Origin of the sequence: Bacteroides sp. D1, assembly GCF_000157095.2 — a bacterium.
Lineage (GTDB): Bacteria > Bacteroidota > Bacteroidia > Bacteroidales > Bacteroidaceae > Bacteroides > Bacteroides xylanisolvens.
Map to the genome: position 1 here is coordinate 68,782 of NZ_JH114333.1, position 21,701 is coordinate 90,482.

Here is a 21,701-nt window from a genome sequence, read left to right on the forward strand (position 1 = left end):
TGCGTTTCGACAATGCATCTACTGTAGTATATTATTGCTTAATCCAAATGAATATTATAAATTTAGGAATTCTTGCTCACATTGATGCAGGAAAAACTTCCGTAACCGAGAATCTGCTGTTTGCCAGTGGAGCAACGGAAAAGTGCGGCCGTGTGGATAATGGTGACACCATAACGGACTCTATGGATATAGAGAAACGTAGAGGAATTACTGTCCGGGCTTCTACGACATCTATTATCTGGAATGGAGTGAAATGCAATATCATTGACACTCCGGGACACATGGATTTTATTGCGGAAGTGGAGCGGACATTCAAAATGCTTGATGGAGCAGTCCTCATCTTATCCGCAAAGGAAGGCATACAAGCGCAGACAAAGTTGCTGTTCAGTACTTTACAAAAGCTGCAAATCCCGACAATTATATTTATCAATAAGATTGACCGTGCCGGTGTGAATTTGGAGCGTTTGTATATGGATATAAAAACAAATCTGTCGCAAGATGTCCTGTTTATGCAAACTGTTGTCGATGGATCGGTTTATCCGGTTTGCTCCCAAACATATATAAAGGAAGAATACAAAGAATTTGTATGCAACCATGACGACGATATATTAGAACGATATTTGGCGGATAGCGAAATTTCACCGGCTGATTATTGGAATACGATAATCGCTCTTGTGGCAAAAGCCAAAGTCTATCCGGTGCTACATGGATCAGCAATGTTCAATATCGGTATCAATGAGTTGTTGGACGCCATTTCTTCTTTTATACTTCCTCCGGCATCAGTCTCAAACAGACTTTCAGCTTATCTCTATAAGATAGAGCATGACCCCAAAGGGCATAAAAGAAGTTTTCTTAAAATAATTGACGGAAGTCTGAGACTTCGAGACGTTGTAAGAATCAACGATTCGGAAAAATTCATCAAGATTAAAAATCTAAAGACTATTTATCAGGGCAGAGAGATAAATGTTGATGAAGTGGGTGCCAATGATATCGCGATTGTAGAAGATATAGAAGATTTTCGAATCGGAGATTATTTAGGTGCTAAACCTTGTTTGATTCAAGGATTATCTCATCAGCATCCCGCTCTCAAATCCTCCGTCCGGCCAAATAAGCCCGAAGAGAGAAGCAAGGTGATATCCGCTCTGAATACATTGTGGATTGAAGACCCGTCTTTGTCCTTTTCCATAAACTCATATAGTGATGAATTGGAAATCTCGTTATATGGTTTGACCCAAAAGGAAATCATACAGACATTGCTGGAAGAACGATTTTCCGTAAAGGTCCATTTTGATGAGATCAAGACTATCTACAAAGAACGACCTATAAAAAAGGTCAATAAGATTATTCAGATCGAAGTACCACCCAACCCTTACTGGGCCACAATAGGGCTGACTCTTGAACCCTTACCGTTAGGGGCAGGGTTGCAAATCGAAAGTGACATCTCCTATGGTTATCTGAACCATTCTTTTCAAAATGCCGTTTTTGAAGGGATTCGTATGTCTTGCCAATCTGGTTTACATGGATGGGAAGTGACAGATCTGAAAGTAACTTTTACTCAAGCCGAGTATTATAGCCCGGTAAGTACACCTGCTGATTTCAGACAGCTGACCCCTTATGTCTTCAGGCTGGCTTTGCAACAGTCAGGTGTGGACATTCTCGAACCGATGCTCTGTTTTGAGTTGCAGATACCCCAAGTAGCGAGTTCCAAAGCTATTACAGATTTGCAAAAACTGATGTCTGAGATTGAAGACATCAGTTGTAATAATGAGTGGTGTCATATTAAAGGGAAAGTTCCATTAAATACAAGTAAAGACTATGCCTCAGAAGTAAGTTCGTACACTAAGGGCTTAGGCATTTTTATGGTTAAGCCATGTGGGTATCAAATAACAAAAGACGGTTATTCTGATAATATCCGCATGAACGAAAAAGATAAACTTTTATTCATGTTCCAAAAATCAATGTCATTAAAATAATGGAGCGGTCAGGAAATTTCTATAAGGCAATACGGTTGGGATATATACTTATCTCCATTCTTATCGGATGTATGGCATATAATAGCCTCTATGAATGGCAGGAGATAGAAGCATTAGAACTTGGCAATAAAAAAATAGACGAGCTCCGAAAAGAAATAAACAATATCAATATTCAAATGATAAAATTTTCTCTATTGGGTGAAACAATACTGGAATGGAACGATAAAGATATCGAGCATTACCATGCACGGCGTATGGCAATGGACAGTATGCTCTGCCGTTTCAAGGCCACCTATCCAGCAGAGCGCATCGATAGTGTGCGCAGTCTTTTAGAGGATAAGGAACGACAGATGTTCCAGATAGTCCGGTTAATGGATGAACAACAATCTATTAACAAGAAGATAGCCAATCAAATTCCGGTTATTGTACAGAAAAGTGTGCAGGAACAGTCCAAAAAGCCAAAACGAAAAGGTTTCTTAGGCATATTCGGCAAAAAAAAGGAAGTAACTCCAGCAGTATCAACCACTATCCTTCATTCGGTCAATAGAAACGTAATCAGCGAACAGAAAGTGCAGGATCGCCAATTGTCGGAACAAGCCGACAGCCTTGCAGCTCGTAATGCAGAACTTAACAGACAACTGCAAGAATTGATTTGCCAAATAGAAGAAAAGGTACAAACCGAACTGCAAAGCCGGGAAAACGAAATAGTTGCCATGCGTGAAAAGTCATTTATGCAAGTAGGCGGTTTAATGGGATTCGTTCTTCTATTGTTGTTAATTTCCTACATCATCATACATCGTGATGCAAAAAGCATTAAACAATACAAGCACAAGACAACTGATTTGATAAGGCAACTGGAACAATCCGTACAACGGAACGAGGCACTGATAACGTCAAGGAAGAAGGCGGTACATACTATCACCCATGAACTGCGCACACCGCTGACAGCAATAACAGGCTATGCCGGACTGATACGGAAAGAACAGTGTGAGGATAAGTCCGGGCAGTATATCCAAAACATACTGCAATCCTCCGACCGTATGCGGGATATGCTTAACACTTTGCTTGACTTCTTCCGCCTGGACAACGGCAAGGAACAGCCCCGTCTGTCACCCTGCCGGATTTCAGCAATCACGCACACACTTGAAACGGAGTTCATGCCTGTTGCCGTGAACAAAGGGCTGTCCTTGTCCGTGAAGACTGGACACGATGCCATTGTATTGACCGACAAAGAGCGAATAATACAAATCGGGAATAACCTGCTGTCAAACGCTGTCAAGTTCACAGAAGAAGGCGGTGTTTCTTTGATTACTGAATATGATAATGGAGTTCTGACACTGGTCGTTGAAGATACAGGTACAGGCATGACAGAAGAGGAACAGAAACAAGCGTTCGGTGCGTTTGAACGTCTATCAAATGCCGCCGCAAAGGAGGGTTTCGGGCTTGGGCTTGCCATAATGCGTAATATTGTGTCGATGCTTGGCGGAACAATCCGTTTAGACAGCAAGAAAGGGAAAGGCAGTCGTTTCACAGTTGAAATTTCTATGCAGGAAGCTGAAGAACAGCTTGGATATACAAGCAATACACCTGTTTATCATAACAATAAATTCCATGATGTTGTCGCCATTGACAATGATGAGGTATTACTTCTGATGCTGAAAGAGATGTATTCCCAAGAAGGAATACACTGCGACACTTGCACCGATGCTGCGGCACTGATGGAAATGATACGCCAGAAAGAATACAGCCTGTTGCTGACAGACTTGAATATGCCCGATATAAACGGTTTCGAATTGCTGGAACTGTTGCGTTCGTCCAACGTGGGCAATTCACCAACAATCCCGGTGGTTGTGGCAACCGCTTCGGGCAGTTGTAACAAAGGGGAACTATTGGCAAAAGGCTTTGCCGGATGCCTGTTCAAACCGTTCTCCATATCGGAACTGATGGAGGTTTCCGACAGGTGTGCCATAAAAGCGACACCGGACGGGAAACCGGACTTTTCCGCCTTATTGTCCTATGGCAATGAAGCCGTCATGCTGGAAAAGTTGATAACTGAAACAGAAAAGGAAATGCAGGCGGTACGGGATGCAGCAAAAGAAAAAGACCTGCAAAAGCTGGATTCCCTGATCCACCACCTGCGCAGTTCGTGGGAGGTGCTCCGTGCCGACCAACCGCTGAATGTACTTTACGGATTGCTTCGTGGCGATGCTCTCCCGGATGGTGAAGCGTTAAGCCATGCCGTGACTGCCGTGCTGGATAAGGGAGTGGAAATAATACGGTTGGCAGAAGAGGAAAGGAGAAAATACGAAGATGAATAAGACAAAAATAATTGTGGTGGAAGACAACATCGTGTATTGCGAATATGTCTGCAATATGCTGTCACGGGAGGGCTACCGCAATATGAAGGCTTACCACCTCTCAACCGCGAAGAAACATCTGCAACAGGCAACAGATAATGATATCGTGGTTGCCGACCTGCGTCTGCCTGACGGCAGTGGCATAGACCTTTTGTGCTGGATGCGAAAGGAGGGAAAGATGCAGCCCTTCATCATTATGACCGACTACGCCGAAGTTAATACCGCCGTGGAAAGCATGAAACTCGGCTCGATAGACTATATTCCCAAACAGCTTGTGGAGGATAAACTTGTCCCCCTGATCCGTTCCATACTGAAAGAACGTCAGGCAGGACAACGCCGTATGCCTATATTCGCCCGTGAAGGTTCCGCCTTTCAGAAAATCATGCACCGCATAAGGCTGGTAGCCGCCACCGATATGAGCGTGATGATATTTGGTGAGAACGGCACGGGCAAGGAGCATATTGCCCACCTGTTGCATGACAAGAGCAAACGTGCAGGCAAGCCATTTGTGGCGGTGGACTGCGGTTCACTCTCCAAAGAGCTTGCACCGTCGGCTTTCTTCGGACACGTCAAAGGTGCATTTACAGGTGCGGACAATGCCAAGAAAGGATATTTCCATGAGGCGGAAGGCGGCACGTTGTTTCTGGACGAGGTAGGAAACCTCGCGTTGGAAACCCAACAGATGTTGCTCCGTGCCATACAGGAGAGGCGGTATCGCCCGGTCGGAGACAAGGCAGACCGGAATTTCAATGTCCGCATCATCGCTGCTACCAATGAAGATTTGGAGGTATCGGTGAATGAAAAGCGTTTTCGGCAGGATCTTCTGTACCGCCTGCACGACTTCGGGATAACCGTTCCTCCGTTGCGTGACTGTCAAGAAGACATTATGCCGCTGGCAGAGTTCTTCCGTGATATGGCAAACAGAGAGCTGGAGTGTAGCGTGAGCGGGTTCAGTTCCGAAGCACGTAAAGCGTTGCTGACACACGCATGGCCGGGCAACGTGCGGGAACTTCGGCAGAAAGTTATGGGTGCTGTATTGCAGGCGCAGGAAGGTGTTGTCATGAAAGAGCATCTGGAACTTGCCGTGACGAAACCGACCTCTACTGTCAGCTTCGCCTTGCGCAATGACGCGGAGGATAAGGAGCGGATATTGCGTGCGTTGAAACAGGCAAACGGCAACCGGAGTGTCGCCGCAGAACTGCTCGGCATAGGCAGGACAACACTATACAGCAAACTTGAAGAGTATGGACTTAAATATAAATTCAAGCAATCATAGCCCGTAATTCACTGAATTTGGCTATCTTTGCATAACATTTGAGAAAAACGGCGATTGGCAGGAGCTTTTCGCCGCCAACATATAGGATAAGACCGCAAGGCGTTTCAAGCGAAAATCTGGTAAATTGGAACTACGGAGACGATTGCGTGATGCTTATGCTATGCTTACGCATAGCGTGCATTCACGTACTCTCCGTAAAGGCTTTACCAGAGCCATCGCTTGAAGGTAGTGTGAATTGCACGCTACTTTTTTACCCTTGCCTAACGAAAGGAAACGATTATGGGTAAAGTTCAGATTCTCGCCGTACTGACGATGGACGGATGTCTTTCTTCAGAGTTATATGATAAAGCACATCAGGATTTGTGCCTTGACCGTTGCGGTCTTGATGAAATCAGGAAGAAAGCCTTTTACCGTGTGACACCGGACTATTCCATTTCAATGCTGCACGAATGGAGAAAAGACTGCACAAACATCCGTTACCTCGCGGAAGCCACACCGGACACGGCAGACTATATAAACGGACTGCTGCGGATGCACGCTGTGGATGAAATCATACTATACACCGTTCCTTTCATATCCGGAAGCGGACGACATTTTTTTAAGTCGGCTCTGCCAGAGCAACACTGGACGCTTTCCTCTTTGAAAAGCTATCCCAACGGTGTATGTCGCATTATCTATATCCTTGATAAAAAAGCAAGATAGCCAAAATGTGCGGCAAGCATACATTTCTATTTTCAGGAATAGAATAAATGTTCCGATTACAAACAATTTAAGTCGGAGATAATTTGTCCTTGTGAAAAAATACTGAATTTTATACCTCTGAAATCCAGCACTTTGTAAAATTGAGTGTTGGATTTTTTATTTTCTGCCGCGTTTTTTGCCAATTATATTCATGTGCGCACGCAGAAAACAAAGTGTAATTTTCAAAATTGACAGAACCATGAATTATTTCTTGCTGGCGGAAACCGACTTTTTCCGCCTGATAAACGAAGCCGGCGACTGCAATATGGAAACGGCATACACGGCTTTCGCCACCCAAGTGATCGAACTGTGCAACGGCGGCATGGACATGAACCTTACCGTCATCGCGCTTGCCTACATCGAAATCGAGTTGCAGCACCATCCCGTACGTAATCTGTCAGAAGAAAAAAGAGAGATTGCCGCCTACGTCAGCAAGGCTCTGTCTTTCGTAAGAAAGATGCAGAAATTCCTTGCCACGCCCCAAGTGCCACCACTAATATCCGCCAACAACGCAACAGAAACCACCGCCAGCCTTCTTCAATGGACGGGCAATGCCATCGACCTCGTGGAACTTATCTACGGCATAGACGTGATGGGCTGCATCAACAACGGCAATATGCCGCTCAAACAGCTCGCCCCACTTCTCTATAAGATATTCGGGGTTGATTCTAAAGACTGCTACCGCTTCTACACTGATATCAAACGCCGGAAGAACGAAAGCCGCACCTATTTCATTGACAGGATGCAGGAAAAACTGAACGAGAGAATGTTGCGTGATGAGGAGTTGGAGCGGATGAGAAAATAAAAAAATATCCATTACATATGAGAAGACAGGAATACTCGTATCCTGTCTTTTTATTTTCATTTAATTATATATTAATTAGCACAATATATGTGAGTTTTTCATTCCTATAAGGACAAATTTCAGAAACGTATGTCTGGTAAATTATTGAGTCATCATAGTATGAACATATATCATTACTAAAAACAATGAAACAACTTCCATAAGATTGTGGTTGTAAAAATCGCCATTTAATAGCCCGTTTTTTTTGTAAAATTCGCCAATTAAAAAAATATGATTATCTTTGCATTATATTTTATAAGGTATGGAAACAGTAAATAGAATACTTCAAGAGAAGATTACAGCACGAATCGCGCCCAATAAAGCAGTACTGATTTTTGGTGCTCGCCGTGTTGGTAAAACGGTAATGATGCGTAAAATTGTGGACAACTATTCAGGTAGGACGATGATGCTCAACGGCGAAGACTACGACACATTAGCACTATTGGAGAATCGCTCAATAGCCAATTATCGGCATTTATTGGATGGTATTGATTTGCTGGCTATTGATGAGGCACAGAACATACCACAAATCGGTAGTATTCTGAAGTTGATAGTTGATGAAATACCGGGAATAAGTGTCTTGGCAAGTGGTTCTTCGTCATTCGATTTGCTGAATAAGACTGGTGAACCGTTGGTCGGCCGCAGTACGCAATTTCTCCTTACACCATTCTCGCAACGGGAAATCGCACAGACGGAAACGGCACTTGAAACCCGCCAGAACCTCGAAGCGCGCTTGATTTACGGTTCCTATCCCGAAGTAGTAATGATGGAGAACTATGAACGTAAAACAGACTACCTACGTGATATTGTCGGTGCATACCTGCTTAAAGATATCTTAGCAATTGACGGCTTAAAAAATTCGAGCAAGATGCGCGATTTACTGCGATTGATAGCTTTTCAGTTGGGCAGCGAAGTTTCTTACGAAGAGTTAGGTAAACAACTCGGCATGAGCAAGACGACCGTTGAAAAATACCTCGACCTATTGGAAAAGGTCTTCGTTATCTATCGTCTGGGGGCTTATTCGCGTAACCTACGCAAGGAGGTTACAAAAGCTGGCAAGTGGTACTTCTACGACAACGGCATTCGCAATGCCATTATCGGGGCTTTCTCACCGCTGGCCATTCGGCAGGATGTCGGTGCGCTGTGGGAGAACTACATCATCGGAGAGCGGCGCAAAGCGAACTTCAATGAGGGACTGCACAGGGAGTTCTATTTCTGGCGCACCTACGACAAACAGGAAATCGACCTGATTGAGGAGAGTGCCGACAGTCTTACCGCCTTGGAGTTCAAGTGGGGAAATAAAATGCCGGCCGCACCGAAAGCCTTCCAAGAAGCCTATCCCTATGCCGAGTTTCATGTGGTAAATCGGGAGAATTATTTGGAGTTCGTATAATCAATAAATTACGTATATGGAAACAAAACTACAATCCAAACAGCAATATCCGCGGTTTATCCAAAATAAACCGTGTGGTATTGACAAATTCGATGGAGGTTCGCAAGAAAGGTTGGCAAAAACTATTGCTCGCCATTTTTGTCAGAATGATTCATTGGATGAGGAATGTACTTTACCTCGAATTATCGGCATCGAAGGTATTTGGGGATCTGGAAAATCCAACGTGGTTAAAATGTTGGAACGTGAATTATCAGACGACTATTACTTTTTTGAGTATGACGCATGGGGACATCAAGAGGACTTGCAACGCCGCTCTATATTGGAATTGCTTACAAGCAAACTTATTGATGATGGTATCCTATCTGGAAATGCAACAATAAAAGTCAAAGGTGGAGGTACGAAAACCGTATCATGGTCTGAAAAGCTGAAATATTTATTAGCCCGTAAAACGGAGACCGTAACCGAAAAATATCCCCTTATCAGTAATGGTATGGTTGCGGCATTTTTGGTTGCAGTTTTAACTCCGATATTTACATTTATTGCGTATGCAGTAAAACCTACACCCACAACATGGTGGTTTTCTTTATTGTCTATTATCATAGCTGCACTGCCAGTTCTTATTGCATTGTGCGTTTGGAAATGGGCATATAGCAAAGATCATAAATATGGATGGAGTTATATGTTAGCTATTTATCAAGATAAAGTCGAAAAGGACGTTTGCTATGAGACTTTGAGCGAAGACGAACCAACGGTTTACGAGTTCAAAACATGGATGCAAGACATTTCTGATTTTATCAAGGAAAAAGGACAACGTAAATTAGTCCTTGTTTTTGACAACATGGATCGTCTCCCCGCTGAAAAAGTAAAAGAATTATGGTCTTCTATCCATACGTTCTTCGCCGATAGCGGTTTTGAAAATGTTTGGGCTGTTATTCCTTTCGATGAAACACATTTAGCTTGTGCATTCGGAGATGAGACCGACGAACAAACGAAACAACTGACCAAGTATTTTATCAATAAAACTTTCCCTATTGTTTATCGTGTTGCTCCTCCTGTTATTACCGACTATCGAAGTATATTCAACAAACTGTTTGTTGAAGCATTTGGAGAAACAGAAAATGAAGCGAAAGAAACTATAAATCGGATATTCAGATTGGTAAATCCTAATGCCAATGTTAGGGAAATTATATCATATATCAATGAGATGGTCGCTCTTAAACAAGAGTGGTGTAACGAAATTTTGATGATAAACATAGCATTGTTCTGTTTGAAGAAGACGGATATTCTGGCAAATCCAGTAGAACAAATATTGTCCGGCGACTATCTGAATGGCATTCAAACAATAATTAACAATGATCTGCAAACACAACGCGAAATTGCAGCTTTGGTATATGGTGTCGATGTTGAAGATGCTCGACAAATTCCATTGAAAAAATATATTGAAGGCTGCATCAACGGAGAAGAAGACCACGACATAAATCAATATGCAGAGACTAATAAACAATTTGACACTGTATTAGAAGAAGTTATACAATGTATGGACAATGCGCTTATCGATAAGATTATACATTGTTTGCATAAATTAACTCGAAAGAGCGATGTTATTCTGCGTGTATGGCAAAGAATAGCACAATTGAAATTAAAAGAATCCATAGAGAAGCAGGTGTTCCCTGTCGAATACCAAGAACTGCTGTTGCATTTAGACACGGAAAGCCAAAACCATGTGATTGCTCAATTATATAAGAAGATAGTTCGGTTCAATGACTTCAATGGCGGCGACTATTTCAAAACGTTAGATGCAATAGACAGGTTTATTGCGCAAAATAAGTTGGCGTGCGATTTTACGTCATTGATTGAAGCAAAAACAGTCAAGCCAAATACATTTATCGATTATATTCAAGCTGCAAATGCAACAGATGCTGCCTATCGGGATAACGCGACAACTAAAGCATATAAATATTATCAAGTAGCAACAAATTCGGAGGCGCTCGATAATTATTTGGCAAACTTACTACCCGATAATTTCGACCATGCAGATATTGTAAAAACGTTAAAAGATAATTCTACCTATACGTTTCCAACGCTTTTGCAAGCGATCACGAATTGCATTGATGAACAGAATGTAAATAAAGATAATATAGGGGCTATATTTACAACCTATCGTTTATTGGCATCTGACGAAGAAAGACCTTTACCTGTAACGTTAGATTCAACCTACATAAATCAGTTGCATTCTGAATTAGAAACTGATGGCCGAAACATTAAAGAGTCTGGATATTACGATTTAGTCGCCATGCAATTGGCACATGGTCATTCCGTTTCCTTAATAGAGGGTGGAGATATAAAATATGTTGCAGAACTCATGGACTATTATGTGGATCATGGAGACTTATTAGTAAATAGTGTGGGATGGAATATACCGCTATTAAATGAAACACTACAATACATGGTAAATCATAAACTTGGCTATAAATTATTGCTCTCAGACATATTGCCCCAATTTGAAGATATTAAGAACAGAATAGGTGTAACGGATGAGGTATTTATCGAGCATTTAGCAGAGTGGAATACCGATTTGGATAAGTATATCACTAAGAACAATATTAAAGATGTAATTCCTGACGCATCTTTTTACGATTTGACCACTAAAATAAGCAATGTCCTGACCGATCATATCAATAAAATAGCGTTCGAAGCGTTGTCTGAAATAAGTGTTGATACATTATACGCCCAAAGAACAGCACATACATCATATTATTGGTTTGTCGCAATAAAACATTTACTGGCTAAAATCAAATCCTTGCCAGATAACTTGACTGAATTTGGCAAAAAGATTCTGATGGATATTGCTTCTGGAACTCAAAGTTTGAATCCTTTCCCTAATTGTTTCAAGAATATAGTTGAAAGATTGGATAAACGAAAAATTAAATCGACAGTTACCGATATAAGAAATGATTTCTGCATCGGTAAAAAGACTATCAATGCAATAAAGTTTCAATTTTTCGAAACATGGCTTAGATCGCATGGTAATTTGAAAAGTCAAGCTGGAGACGTTATTGATAAAATAGTGAAACCTGTAATTTCCGATGGGGCATGCCGTTCATTGATTCTGCAAAACAAAGATTTTTATATGGATTTAATAAATACAGCAGGGGATGATGCTTATGAATTGAAAAAGAGTCTCCGAAACCTCATACAAAAAGATTCAGATCCGCAATTGGTTAAATTTGTCAATTCGATAGATTCAGTACCTGAGGTTGAAACCGCGTAAGTATTTGTCTAACAAGTCCGAATTTTACGATTTTACCCGTCAGAACTGAAGTGCCCCCCAAAAAAATTGTATCCAACTTTTGGGGGTCACTTCAAACTTCGATAGGGATAATTTTCAATTTTGGGGACTTGTTAGACAGTCTCATTATCTGGTAGCAGTTTACACAGCACCGGATCGTTTTTGATACGCTCCAGTTCCTCCTGCACAATCTGCTTCACCTCTTCCTTGATGCGCCGGTAGTTCGCCTGCACCGTTTCCTTCATGCGGTCGTTGCCGTCCTCGTCCGTGAAGTTTGTAATGACGGGAATTTTCTTGTAGGCACTTTCTTCCCGTTTCACCTTTTCGGCATCCACCACAATCTCGCAATGAAAAATCTTCTGCTCGATACGCTCGTTGAAGTTGTCGGATACAGAACCGACAAACATTCCCTGCGTAAGCCCGGAAATCTTACTCGGTGGAATGAGCGCGTCCATCTGCGTGTTGATGGAGGTGGAAACATCCTGCCGGTTGATGGAGATGGACTGCCGTTTCTGCAACACCTTACCGAACCGCTCGGAGAGCGTCTTGGCTGTTTCCCCCACCACCTGACCGGAGAAAATATTGCCGACAGTGTTCATCACCACTTTCGCCTCTTTGTCCCCGTAGTCACGCACTAACTGGCTGAAATCCTGAAAGCCCAGACACACGGCAACCTTGTTGCTTCGGGCGGTAGCTATAAGATTGTCCAACCCTTTGAAGTATATTGTGGGCAACTCGTCGATGATGACCGATGACTTCAGCATCCCCTTCTTGTTGATGAGCTTCACGATACGGGAATTATACAGACCGAGTGCCGCACCGTAGATATTCTGACGGTCGGGATTGTTACCCACGCAGAGGATTTTCGGCTCTTCGGGATTGTTGATGTCCAGCGTAAACTCGCTGTCTGACATCACCCAGTAGAGCTGCGGTGAAATCATCCTCGAAAGCGGGATTTTTGCCGACGCTATCTGACCCATGAGCTGCTCCGCAGCCCCTCCAAGCCACGCATCCATGAACGGCGAAAGGTAGTTCTCCAGCTCCGGATAAGAGGTCAGTATCGGAAATATATCCTCGTAACGGCGGTTCAGAAACTCGATAGCATGGGGAAACGTGCAAAACTTCCCGTTCTGATAGATTTTGAGATACCAGATAATACTGGCAAACAGAATGATAGGTGACTCCACGAAGAAGTCGCCCTGCTTTTGCACCCACGTTTTATTGAGGTTGAGCATTATTGTGTAGGCACTCTCATAGGCATCCGTAATATCTTCCATAAAATCCGGGTGAATGGGATTGCACCGATGAGAGCGTCGCGGGTCGTCGAAGTTGATCACATAGAACTTCGGCTTTACCTTGTAGCCGTCCGGGTGGTTCAGCAAATGGTTGTAGGCAATAGTAGATAGGTCGGGATACTTGAAATCGTAGATGTATTGACTAAAGCCCTTTTCAATCTGTTGCTTGATAAAATTGTTTACCACGGCATAGGACTTGCCGCTGCCCGGCGTACCCAACACGATGGACGCACGGAAGGGATTAACTACATTGATCCAACCGTTGTTCCAGCGTTTCCTGTAATAGAAACGTGTCGGCAGATTGACCGAATACTCGCTTTCGATAAGCCTCGTTTCCTGCATGAAACTCTCGTTCTCGTTGTTGAAAACATCCTCCATCAAATTGTGTTTCAACAGGCGGCTCATCCACAGACCACCCATCAACAGGCAGACATAGCCCGTTCCAATGGTAAGGACATACAGTCCCGTCACCGCTTCAAGCGGCAGCGGCAGGGGCAGCAACCACCAGTTCAGGAAAAACAGCACGAACCCGACGGCAAATGCTGTCCAGATTCTCCCCCAAGTGATTTTCTCACCCTTGACACCCTTCGTACCCAGACAGGACAAGGCAAGCAAAAGGACGGAAAACAGCTTCGTGTAGAGAATGGAATGGAACAGCCCCGCCGTGCGGTCGAAGTTCAGAAGGATTTTGTCCACCACGCCGATGTTCACGCCCCACAGCCGGATGGCTTCGTAGCAGAACCAGTACACGTTCATGACCACTAAAATGATACTCACGGCACGCAGAAAATCCATGATTTTCGCCAATGCCCTCAAATCGTCTTCTTGTTGTGACATACATTGATTTTTTAATTGTTGATACTCTGATTACATACCCAAGCCCTTGCGTTTTTTCTTCTTTTTGCGCTTCATCGCCCGGATGAAAGCCTCTTCCTCGGCATCTACCGCCGGACCTTCGGGAGTGAGCAAGCCCATACCGCCCGATATATCTTCACTGTCGTAGGCGGTCTGCCCGTGTGCCTTGTCCGCAGCATCCACAGGGATGGATAGCGGTATCGGCGGTTGTCCGGCGTATGGCAGGGTGAAGTGTTCCTGCAAGGCATTCGCCGAAAGCTCCTTACCCATGCGCGAACCGTTCAGCACGCATCCCGTGCGGTGGTCGATGAAGGTAGCCCCATAGATGCGCCCTTCCTCTGTGTAGCGCAGTACGGTGTCGATGCCCTTCTCTTTGAGTTGGGATACAAATTTGTCCTTGTCATAAGTGCCTTGCAGCACGGAAAGGACGGTGCGTTTCGTCATGTCTGCCAGTTTCCTATCCTTGATTTCCGATTTGGAACGGACAAACTTCTTCTGTACGGCTTCATAGCCTGCGGACTTCCCGAAAAGCGAGGATTTGAACGGGTTGCCCACCTTGTTACCCTTGTCGTCCGTGACGGAATAGACCAGCCCGTGATACTCCCGTCCGCGCACGTTGCCCCTCGCTTCCTCCACCGTCATATTATATAAGGAAAGGAGCGCACGGTATTCGCCCATCGTCTGGAAACGGTACTGCCCATTCAGAGCCTTCACGGTGTTGCCTACCTGCTTCTTCACATCACCTGCCGATGCGGCCACCTTGCGCAACGGATTATCCAATCTCTGATTTTTACGTTCTGCCGGATGCAATCCGTACTTCTGTTCCAGTTCCCTGCGGATACGGTCGCTGCGGCGGTAGAGAAAATCCCGGTTGAGCCTTTTCCCGTTCTCGTCCACGTTGACCGTCACGATGTGCAGGTGGTGGCGGTCGATGTCCTCGTGCTTGAATACAAGATAAGGCTGGTTTCCGAAACCGAGTTTTTCCAGATACTCGCGGGCGATATTCTGCAACTCAATATCGGTCAGCACATCCTCCGGGTGCGGGTTGAGAGAGATATGCACCACCGGCTTCTCGATCTTCATCTGCGGTGGCAGGAAGGTGAGAAAACCCTCCATCGCCTTGCCTATGTCCACCGTTCCCGAACCGTCATTGTAGATGCGGTTGGTGGTGAGAAGCCGCCCCTGCGCCTCGTTAATCTTCTCCCCGTTGTAGGCAATCGCGCCGTACAACGAACTTCCTACACTGATTTTTGCGACCATTTTGCCTCCATTTCCCTTGAAAGTTCCACAATCCGGCGGCTCAGTTTCACGAGTTCGACGGTGTGTTGCTCTAATTTGTAGAGCAACGCCATCGCCTTTTTCTCTGAAAAATGCAGCCTCAGTTCCTTCACGACTTGGTTGTAATTCGTACCCACGGCACGGAATTGTGCATGAAAATCCGACAGTTTGGTGTAATAGTCCACCAACGTCTTGTCCACCTTCAGCACCTTGAACGGTTGCCCGAAGAAGTGCGCTTTGAGGAAAACAGACCGTGCATAGACACCCGATTTTCCGAACATGGCGAGGAAACGGTTGTGTTCCTCCTCGTTGAAACGGACGGTGTACCGGTACACCGCCGGATCAAGTTTGGGATTTCTCCCTGATTTGCTTTTCCTTTTCTCTTTCATATTACTTTGGATTTAGCGGATTGACGGCATAAGCCGCCGCTTCGGATTACAGCACCGCAGTTCTGAAAGGCTTCCCGACTTCGGAGGGAAAGCCCGCCCCCTGCAAGGGCAAGTGCTTTTCGTGGCTGCTCAAAATATTTTGAGCGGCTGAAAAGACATCTTGCTATGTTCAGGTGAACATAAAAATCCGTCGGGGACGGATTGGGGATGATTCCTTTCAAACTCCGGGCTGCGCCACCTGCGGCGTACCCTGCCGTTCGGGTGCAAAGTTACGCCCTTAAGGCGATGTCCGACAGAGGCTTGACCCGGACAATCAGTGCCAACCGGCGCAACGTGCTGCCACTTGCCGGAGAAGTGATACAAGTTCCAAAATATCCTTGTTTATTTGCAGTGTGATTCGGATGTGGGACTGAAAATACACTCCTTCCGCCAGATGTTCGGACAGCAATCCGGGCATCAATCCAAACGGTTGAAAACAGGTGTATGTATTCAGATAGTTTTCCAAGCACACGTCCGTGCAGACGGATAAAAGCATGGACGGTTGGACAAACCGATGAATACCCGCAGGCACAGCCGGATTAAGGAGTGAATAAATAAATGAATGGGAGTGCGTGCGTACGTACTAATGACAATACGCTACCGCCACCGGACAGATGTATAACCAAATAAATTATCAAAAAAATGAAAGAAGCAACTTATGTGGCAATCTCCACGCAGAAAGGTGGAGCGGGTAAGACAACCCTGACAGTGCTTGTAGCAAGCTATCTGCACTATGTGAAAGGCTACAACGTAGCCGTGGTGGACTGCGATTTCCCGCAGTACAGTATCCATGACATGCGCAAGCGTGACATGAAAGCCGTCATGGAGGACGGGCATTACAAGGTGCTGGCGTATGAGCAGCTCAAACGACTGAAGAAGAACCCGTACACCATCAGATGCAGCCGTGCGGAAGATGCGGTAAAGACCGCCGAAAATCTGGTGGCAGCGCAGCCCGACCTCGATTTCGTGTTCTTCGACCTGCCGGGAACAATCAACAATGCCGATGTGGTGCAGACCATTTCCCAAATGGACTATATCTTCACGCCCATCATCGCCGACCGTGTGGTGATGGAGAGTTCCATCAAGTTCGCCACTGTCATCAACGAACAGATGATAAGCACGGGCAAGTCCGGCATCAAAGGGATTTACCTCGTGTGGAACATGGTGGACGGACGCGAAAAGACTGAACTTTACAAGGCATACGACAAGGTCTGTGCCGAGTTCGCCCTGCCCATTCTGGAAACACATCTACCGGACAGTAAGCGCTTCCGCAAGGAGACGGCGGCAGAACGCAAGGCGGTATTCCGCTCCACGGCGTTTCCGGCGGACAAAATACTGGTACGCGGCAGCAACCTCGACAAACTCGTCGATGAGATTCTCGGCATCATCAAAAACTGAACGGCATGGCAAAGAAAACAAGAATCGAGGACATCGACAGCGAAGCCGTAATCAACTCATTTCGACTGGACGATACAAGCATTCCGCCGGAAGCGAGAAGCACGGACGGGAACGCTCCTGTCCCACCTCCGAAAGAAGCGATACAAGAAGCCGTTTCTCCACCCGCCTCGCACTCCAAAGAGGAGCCGGAACGCAGGCGCAGGAACAGCAAGCCGGAAAAATTGGATTATGACACAGTATTCATATGCGGTTCCAATATCACGGCAAGGCTCGGCAAGCAGGTCTATATCCGCAAGGAGTACCACGACCGCATACAGAAGATGCTTCATGTAATCGGAGGCAACGAAGTGACTATCGCGGCATTTCTTGACAACGTGCTGACACACCATTTCACGCTGTTCCAAGACGAGATAGCCGAATCGTTCAAACGGCACATGGAATCCTATAATTTATAAACACTCAAAAACAACAAAGAAGTATGAAAAGAACAAATAAGAACCGTCAGGCTGAGTATCTGCAAACAGGAAAGAGTGAAAGAACCGCTGTCCGTGCGGCAAAGTGTGTAACCGACTACGGGCAGGAAAATACCGACGTTGACTTCCGCAAGGATAAAGGCAGAGACAAACCGCTCTCGACTTTCCTGCAAGCATCGGAAATCAAAACGCGGCAATGTATATACATCAGCCGAGAAATTCATGAGAAAGTCGCTATCGTTACCAGTCGGATGGGAAACGGTTTGAGCATCGGCAAGTTTGTGGATAACATCCTCCGCGACCATTTCCGACAATACGGGCAGCAGTACATGGAACAGATTGAAAACGCCCAAAAAGTAAGATTATGACAAAGGCGTTTTTAATCGTATCGGTTGCTTGCAACGTGTGGTTTCTGTTTCTGCTGTTCTATGACCGCATCATGGACACGAAGCTCATCCGTTTCTTCAGACATATTGCCGGGCTGTGGCGGTCATTGGACAGTACGGTGGCAGAGCAAGGAAAGGATAAGGAAATACCTCACGCAGACACCTCGGACATCATTGGCAAGAGCCGTTTCAAGATGGCATCGACCCGGACAACCGCTGCCATACCGACGCAAGAAGCCGCCACTTCGGAAAAAGGCATTGAGCTGTCGGAGGAAGAGGCTACTTTTGACGACGGAAACACGGAAACCGTCTCACGCCCGACACAAGTACCGGAGGACAAACTCGATGAAACCTTCACGAGCATCCCGCCCTCGGAACTGGAGTACGGAGAAGATGAACCGGAGGATGAAGAACCAGACAAAAAGCAGGCTTCGGGAAGTAGCTTCGAGGATATTGACATGGCAGTACACACCATACGGAAGGAATCACCATCCGATGAGGAAATGCGACACGCCGGAAAGGTCATGACGGAACTGGACGGGACAGAGCTTTTCACAAGAATAACGGAACGCCTGACCGATGAAGCAATGAGCGAGAGGCTTGCAAAGGCGATGGCAGTTTTCGTGGACACGGTGAACATGACCGTGACACAACAAAAGGAAAAGGTGTTCGTGATTCCCGACAACATCGAGGAGTTCGACTTCCGAAACTATGTATAACAACTAAAAAAGAATGGAAATGAAAACGTAAAATGACGACACCCACGCGCACGGCGGTACAAGGTACAGCCAACCCGCAACGGACAGCCCCAAGTCCGTAGAAACAAACGGGCAACCACTAAAACCAAAGTAAAGTAATCAAGTATCAACCGCCCGAAAAAGGACTATCCACCCTTTGGACGGCACAAAAAAGAACAGTTTATGAACAAGAACATCAGACAAAAGTTAATCATCGCTGCGGCACTTATGATTGCCGCAACCGCCTCCGCTTTCGCACAGGGAAACGGTCTGGCTGGCATCAACGAAGCCACCTCTATGGTGAGTTCGTATTTCGACCCCGGCACGAAATTAATCTACGCCATCGGCGCGGTAGTCGGGCTTATCGGTGGCGTGAAAGTGTACGGAAAATTCTCGTCCGGAGACCCGGACACCTCGAAGACCGCCGCCTCGTGGTTCGGGGCTTGTATCTTCTTGATTGTCGCCGCCACTATCCTGCGCTCATTCTTCCTTTAATAAACAATGTATGGCTGAATACCCGATAAACAAGGGTATCGGCCGTCCGGTCGAGTTCAAGGGTTTGAAGGCTCAGTACCTCTTCATCTTCTGCGGAGGTCTGCTGGCTCTCTTCGTCCTGTTCGTCATCCTCTATATGGTCGGCATCGACCAGTGGATATGTATCGGCTTCGGCGCGGCATCGTCTTCCGTCCTCGTATGGCAGACCTTCGCGCTGAACGCCCGGTACGGCGAACACGGGCTGATGAAATTGGGAGCGGCAAGGAGCCATCCCCGATACCTTATCAACCGACGGCGGATCACCCGATTACTCAAACGGCAACGAAAGGAAGAAACGACATGAGAAATACATCCAAAATGACAACACTGGAAAACAAGTTCCCCCTGCTGGCGGTGGAGCATGGCTGCATCATCTCCAAAGACGCCGACATCACGGTGGCTTTTGAGGTGGAACTGCCGGAGCTTTACACCGTGACGGGCGCAGAGTACGAGGCGATACACGGCTGCTGGTGCAAGGCTATCAAGGTGCTACCGTACTTCTGCGTCGTGCATAAGCAGGATTGGTTCATCAAGGAGAAATATATGCCGGAGTTACAGAAGGACGACATGAGTTTCTTGAGCCGTTCCTTTGAACGCCACTTCAACGAGCGTCCGTACCTGAAACACTCCTGCTATCTCTACTTGACCAAGACGACGAAAGAACGTAACCGTATGCAGAGCAACTTCAGTACGCTGTGCCGGGGACATATCATCCCGAAGGAGCTGGACAAGGAAACCGCCGGGAAGTTCATGGAGGCCGCCGAACAGTTCGAGCGCATCATGAACGACAGCGGCTTTGTGAGGCTGCGCCGCCTCTCCACCGACGAGATTGTCGGGACGGAGAAGTCCGCCGGGCTGATAGAGCGTTACTTCTCGCTCATGCCCGAAGGCGACACGACCTTGCAGGACATCGACCTCTCGGCAAAAGAAATGCGTATCGGTGACAACCGCCTGTGCCTGCACACCCTCTCCGACGCGGAGGATATGCCAGGAAAGGTGGCTACCGACATCCGCTACGAGAAACTCTCCACCGACCGCTCGGACTGTCGCCTCTCCTTCGCCTCCCCCGTGGGGCTGCTGCTTTCCTGCAACCACATCTATAACCAGTATGTGATTATCGACAACAGCGAGGAAAATTTGCAGAAGTTCGAGAAGTCCGCAAGGAATATGCAGTCGCTATCCCGATACAGCCGGAGCAACAGCATCAACCGCGAGTGGATAGACCAGTACCTGAACGAAGCCCATTCCTACGGGCTGACCTCGGTACGGGCGCACTTCAACGTCATGGCGTGGAGCGATGACGCGGAGGAACTGAAGCATATCAAGAACGATGTGGGCAGCCAGCTGGCAAGCATGGAGTGCGTGCCGCACCACAATACCATCGACTGCCCGACGCTCTACTGGGCGGCGATGCCCGGCAACGCGGCGGACTTCCCGGCGGAAGAGAGTTTCCATACATTCATCGAGCAGGCGGTGTGCCTCTTCACGGAGGAAACCAACTACCGCAGTTCGCTCTCGCCCTTCGGCATCAAGATGGTGGACAGGCTTACGGGAAAACCGTTGCACCTCGACATCAGCGACCTGCCGATGAAGCGGGGTATCACGACCAACCGCAACAAGTTCGTGTTGGGTCCTTCGGGCAGCGGCAAATCCTTTTTTATGAACCACCTCGTGAGGCAATACTACGAGCAGGGTACGCACGTGGTGCTGGTGGACACGGGAAACTCCTATCAGGGCTTGTGCGAGATGATCCGGTGCAAGACAAACGGGGCGGACGGCGTGTACTTCACCTACACGGAGGAGAAACCGATTTCGTTCAACCCGTTCTACACCGATGATTACGTGTTCGACGTGGAGAAAAAGGACAGCATCAAGACATTGCTGCTGACGCTCTGGAAGTCGGAGGACGACAAAGTGACGAAGACGGAGAGCGGCGAACTGGGCAGTGCGGTGAACGCCTATATCGAGCGTATCAGGGCTGACCGGAGCATCGTCCCCTCGTTCAACACCTTCTACGAGTATATGCGCGACGACTACCGCCGCGAACTGGCGGAACGTGAGATAAAGGTGGAGAAGTCCGACTTCAACATCGACAATATGCTCACCACCATGCGGCAGTATTACCGGGACGGACGCTACGACTTCCTGCTCAACTCCACGGAGAACATCGACCTGCTCGGCAAGCGGTTCATCGTCTTCGAAATTGACAGTATAAAGGGTGCGCCCGTCAAGGCTGCATAAATAACTATTCCTTTAGCAAGGAATTAGGCAAGAGTACATTGAAATGACCTATCATCCACCTACTTATCCATTCAACGAAAGACGATGGGGAGTGTAGCATGTAGGAAAAGCCATGAGTCAATTAGCTATCAAGTTGCGACTGAATGGTAGGATGAAATGATAGACAAAGGAATAAAATCCATACTGATTAAATGATAGTCCAA

Annotated in this window: 17 protein-coding genes and 1 pseudogene; 14 read left to right on the forward strand and 4 right to left on the reverse strand. The window is 46.4% G+C overall.

Going from position 1 to position 21,701, the window contains the following annotated elements; all coding sequences use genetic code 11:
• Positions 1-47: 47 nt before the first annotated feature.
• The 7 genes from tet(Q) to BSAG_RS17205 all read left to right on the forward strand — a co-directional run bounded on the left by tet(Q) (position 48) and on the right by BSAG_RS17205 (position 11,855).
• Positions 48-1,973: a tetracycline resistance ribosomal protection protein Tet(Q) gene (tet(Q), locus tag BSAG_RS17235; RefSeq protein WP_004291466.1), complete on the forward strand. Its 1,926-nt coding sequence runs from the start codon at positions 48-50 to the stop codon at positions 1,971-1,973.
• Entirely contained in the window at positions 1,973-4,291 is a 2,319-nt protein-coding gene (locus BSAG_RS17230; protein ID WP_004291467.1) for an ATP-binding protein, read from the forward strand. Before tet(Q) ends, BSAG_RS17230 begins: the two co-directional genes overlap by 1 nt.
• Entirely contained in the window at positions 4,284-5,606 is a 1,323-nt protein-coding gene (locus BSAG_RS17225) for a sigma-54-dependent transcriptional regulator (RefSeq protein WP_004291471.1), read from the forward strand. The genes BSAG_RS17230 and BSAG_RS17225 overlap by 8 nt, the downstream gene beginning before the upstream one ends.
• A gap of 279 nt (positions 5,607-5,885) precedes the next feature.
• Complete coding sequence (locus tag BSAG_RS17220) at positions 5,886-6,308, forward strand: dihydrofolate reductase family protein (RefSeq protein WP_004291474.1); 423 nt, start codon at positions 5,886-5,888, stop codon at positions 6,306-6,308.
• Between the two features lie 238 nt (positions 6,309-6,546).
• Positions 6,547-7,152, forward strand: a complete 606-nt coding sequence (locus BSAG_RS17215; protein ID WP_004304269.1) for an RteC domain-containing protein — start codon at positions 6,547-6,549, stop codon at positions 7,150-7,152.
• Between the two features lie 301 nt (positions 7,153-7,453).
• The gene (locus BSAG_RS17210) at positions 7,454-8,584 is read left to right on the forward strand and encodes an ATP-binding protein (protein WP_004291480.1); all 1,131 of its coding nucleotides are present in this window, start codon (positions 7,454-7,456) and stop codon (positions 8,582-8,584) included.
• 16 nt (positions 8,585-8,600) lie between these two features.
• Positions 8,601-11,855: a P-loop NTPase fold protein gene (locus BSAG_RS17205; RefSeq protein ID WP_004291481.1), complete on the forward strand. Its 3,255-nt coding sequence runs from the start codon at positions 8,601-8,603 to the stop codon at positions 11,853-11,855.
• 131 nt (positions 11,856-11,986) lie between these two features.
• Here the strand turns inward: BSAG_RS17205 and mobC are convergent, their stop codons facing one another.
• From mobC to BSAG_RS26150, 4 genes are all read right to left on the reverse strand, one after another.
• Positions 11,987-14,005 (reverse strand): conjugal transfer protein MobC, encoded by a 2,019-nt coding sequence (mobC, locus tag BSAG_RS17200; protein ID WP_004291482.1) that lies wholly within the window; start codon positions 14,003-14,005, stop codon positions 11,987-11,989.
• A 30-nt stretch (positions 14,006-14,035) separates the two neighbouring features.
• Positions 14,036-15,283: a conjugal transfer protein MobB gene (gene mobB, locus BSAG_RS17195; protein WP_004291483.1), complete on the reverse strand. Its 1,248-nt coding sequence runs from the start codon at positions 15,281-15,283 to the stop codon at positions 14,036-14,038.
• Complete coding sequence (gene mobA, locus BSAG_RS17190) at positions 15,262-15,690, reverse strand: conjugal transfer protein MobA (RefSeq protein WP_004291488.1); 429 nt, start codon at positions 15,688-15,690, stop codon at positions 15,262-15,264. The genes mobB and mobA overlap by 22 nt, the downstream gene beginning before the upstream one ends.
• Positions 15,691-16,003: 313 nt before the next feature.
• The gene (locus BSAG_RS26150; protein WP_032840181.1) at positions 16,004-16,225 is read right to left on the reverse strand and encodes a hypothetical protein; all 222 of its coding nucleotides are present in this window, start codon (positions 16,223-16,225) and stop codon (positions 16,004-16,006) included.
• Between the two features lie 146 nt (positions 16,226-16,371).
• Between BSAG_RS26150 and BSAG_RS17185 the strand changes: the two genes are divergently transcribed.
• From BSAG_RS17185 to BSAG_RS17160, 7 genes and pseudogenes are all read left to right on the forward strand, one after another.
• Positions 16,372-17,127, forward strand: coding sequence for a ParA family protein (locus tag BSAG_RS17185; protein ID WP_005643916.1), 756 nt, complete (start codon positions 16,372-16,374; stop codon positions 17,125-17,127).
• A gap of 5 nt (positions 17,128-17,132) precedes the next feature.
• Complete coding sequence (locus BSAG_RS17180; RefSeq protein WP_004311202.1) at positions 17,133-17,582, forward strand: DUF3408 domain-containing protein; 450 nt, start codon at positions 17,133-17,135, stop codon at positions 17,580-17,582.
• Positions 17,579-17,968 (forward strand): DUF3408 domain-containing protein, encoded by a 390-nt coding sequence (locus BSAG_RS17175; RefSeq protein WP_287647342.1) that lies wholly within the window; start codon positions 17,579-17,581, stop codon positions 17,966-17,968. Before BSAG_RS17180 ends, BSAG_RS17175 begins: the two co-directional genes overlap by 4 nt.
• Positions 17,965-18,705: a hypothetical protein gene (locus BSAG_RS17170; RefSeq protein WP_005827331.1), complete on the forward strand. Its 741-nt coding sequence runs from the start codon at positions 17,965-17,967 to the stop codon at positions 18,703-18,705. The genes BSAG_RS17175 and BSAG_RS17170 overlap by 4 nt, the downstream gene beginning before the upstream one ends.
• A 201-nt stretch (positions 18,706-18,906) precedes the next feature.
• Positions 18,907-19,218, forward strand: coding sequence for a DUF4134 domain-containing protein (locus tag BSAG_RS17165; RefSeq protein ID WP_004311205.1), 312 nt, complete (start codon positions 18,907-18,909; stop codon positions 19,216-19,218).
• A 10-nt stretch (positions 19,219-19,228) separates the two neighbouring features.
• Positions 19,229-19,561 (forward strand): DUF4133 domain-containing protein, encoded by a 333-nt coding sequence (locus BSAG_RS0222735; protein WP_004311206.1) that lies wholly within the window; start codon positions 19,229-19,231, stop codon positions 19,559-19,561.
• Positions 19,558-21,474, forward strand: a pseudogene (locus BSAG_RS17160) (TraG family conjugative transposon ATPase); the annotation flags it as partial. The gene BSAG_RS0222735 and the pseudogene BSAG_RS17160, both read left to right, overlap by 4 nt.
• Between the last annotated feature and the right edge of the window lie 227 nt (positions 21,475-21,701).